The following is a 2,261-nucleotide window of genomic DNA, read 5'->3' as shown; positions in this document are numbered from 1 at the left end:
CGGTGACCTGGGCTTCGATCAGTTGCTGCAGGCACTGCTCGACCGGGTAATCGGCCTGGGTGCGGTTCCAGTCGTGAAGCACCTGTTGTTGCTGGGTGTCATTCAGCAGTGGCAGCTCGGCGATGCGCTGCTGCGGCTGGGCGACGATGGCGGCCAGCAGGCCCTGCCAGTGCCCGGCGAGCTGGGCGATGGTGGCTTCGTCGAACAGCGCGGTGGCGTAGGTCAGGAACGCACCGATGCCGTGCTCATGCTCGAGCGTGTTCAAGGCCAGGTCGAACTGGGTGGTATGGATTTCCCAGTCGAGCGCCTCCAGGGTCAGGCCTGGCAGATGCCGTGCTTGGCCACGCCCCTCGCTGGCGTGGTTGTGCATCACCTGGAACAACGGGCTATGACTGAGGCTGCGCTCTGGCTGCAGGGCTTCGACCAGTTGCTCGAACGGCAGGTCCTGATGCGCCTGTGCGCCGAGCCCGGCCTGGTGCACCTGCTCGACCAGCGCATCGAAGGTGGTGGTCAGGTCGAATTCGGCCTTGAGCACCTGGGTGTTGACGAAGAAGCCGATGAGGCCCTCGACTTCGCTGCGATTGCGGTTGGCGATCGGGACGCCGACGCGGATATCGTTCTGCCCGCTGTAGCGGTGCAGCAGGGCCTGGAAGCTTGCCAGCAGCAACGTGAAGAGGGTCACGCCCTGGCGCTTGGCCAACAGCTTCAGCGCGTCCGCCAGCGCATCGGCGAGGGTGACGTCGAAGCGCGCGCCTGCCGGGCTCTGCACCGAGCCACGCGGGCGGTCCAGCGGCAATTCGAGCACAGGTTGTTCGTCCCCCAGCCGCGCCGTCCAGTAGCCCAGCTGCTTTTCGCGCTCGCCCGCTTCCATCCATTGCCGTTGCCACAACGCGTAGTCGGCATACTGCACCGGGAGCGCCGGCAGTCGCAGTGCCTGCCCGGATCTGGCAGCTTCGTAGAAACGCACCAGCTCGTCGACCATGATCGGTGTCGACCAGCCATCGGAGACGATGTGGTGCAAGGTCAGGACCAGCACATGGTCATCCGCCGCCAGGCGCAGCAGCTTGACCCGCAGCAAGGGGCCTTGCTCCAGGTCGAATGGCTGTTGAACTTCCTGCTCCACCCAAGCCTTGAGTGCCGCAGTGGCATCGGCACCGATGCCCTTGAGCGTTTCGATCACCAGCGCGAAGGGTGCCTCGGGGTGAATCACCTGCACCGGTTGGTCACCGTCGAGGTGAATGGTAGTGCGCAGGGTTTCGTGTCGAGCGATCAGGCCGTCGAAGCTGGCCTGCAACGCCTTGAGGTCGAGATCGCCCTTCAGGCGCAGGGCGACCGGAATGTTGTAAGCGCTGCCCTGGGGGTCCATCTGCCAGAGAAACCACTGCCGCTGCTGGGCGTAGGACAGTGCCAGGACCTCCTCCGGCGCCCTCGCAGGGATCGGCGCGACTCCGTACAAGTTGATTCCCTGACGCTTCAGGAGCATGGCCAGAGCGTGACGCTCTTTGGTGGACAACGATTTGACGGAGTCGAGCAACGCTTGCACTGATGTATCCCCTATGAAATCAGTTCATCAATTTCCTCCGTGGTTAGACGTTTGAGCGCCTCTAGCGATTTAGCCAGTTCTGCCTGAATCGGATCGATTTGCTGATTTTTCTCTTCGAGGCAGCGTGAGAAATCCTCCAGCCGGGGCTGTTCGAACAGTGCCTTCAAGGTGGCGTCGATGCCCGTCGCCTCACGAACGCGTACGATCACCTGGGTGGCAGACAGCGAATGGCCGCCCAGGGCGAAGAAGTTATCCGTCACGCCCACCTGGTCGAGTTTCAGGACCTCGGCCCAGATCGTCGCAATCTGTTGCTCCAGCTCGCTGCGCGGGGCCACGTAGCTGTCCTGCAGCACGCTTGCGTCGGGTTTGGGCAGGGCTTTGCGGTCCAGCTTGCCGTTGGCCGTTACCGGCAGGCGCTCAAGGAACAGCAGGTGGGTCGGGACCATGTAGTCGGCCAGCCCGTGCCTGAGGTGCTCGCGCAGTTCGCTGCGCAGTGCGTTCTGCTGCTGCGGGTCGGCCGGTGCTTCGCCGACCACCAGATACCCCGCCAGCTGCTTGCCACCGGGCCCGTCGATGTCCAGCACCACCGCCTCGCGCACGCTCGGGTGCTCGAGCAGACGTGTCTCGATCTCGCCCAGTTCGATGCGCAGGCCGCGGATTTTCACCTGGTGGTCGAGACGGCCCTTGTACTCGATCACCCCGTCCGCCCGATAACGCG

Annotated in this window: 2 protein-coding genes; both read right to left on the bottom strand. The window is 64.1% G+C overall.

Going from position 1 to position 2,261, the window contains the following annotated elements:
* Positions 1-1,543, bottom strand: a 1,543-nt coding sequence (locus ACK1VC_RS28870) for a condensation domain-containing protein (protein ID WP_449118190.1), incomplete at its 3' end; no start/stop codon positions are given.
* A gap of 11 nt (positions 1,544-1,554) precedes the next feature.
* A partial coding sequence (locus tag ACK1VC_RS28865) for a phosphopantetheine-binding protein (RefSeq protein ID WP_449118189.1) occupies positions 1,555-2,261 on the bottom strand: 707 nt, incomplete at its 5' end.

The organism is Pseudomonas sp. XP2, assembly GCF_053557975.1.
This window is presented reverse-complemented; position numbering and strand designations above follow the sequence as displayed.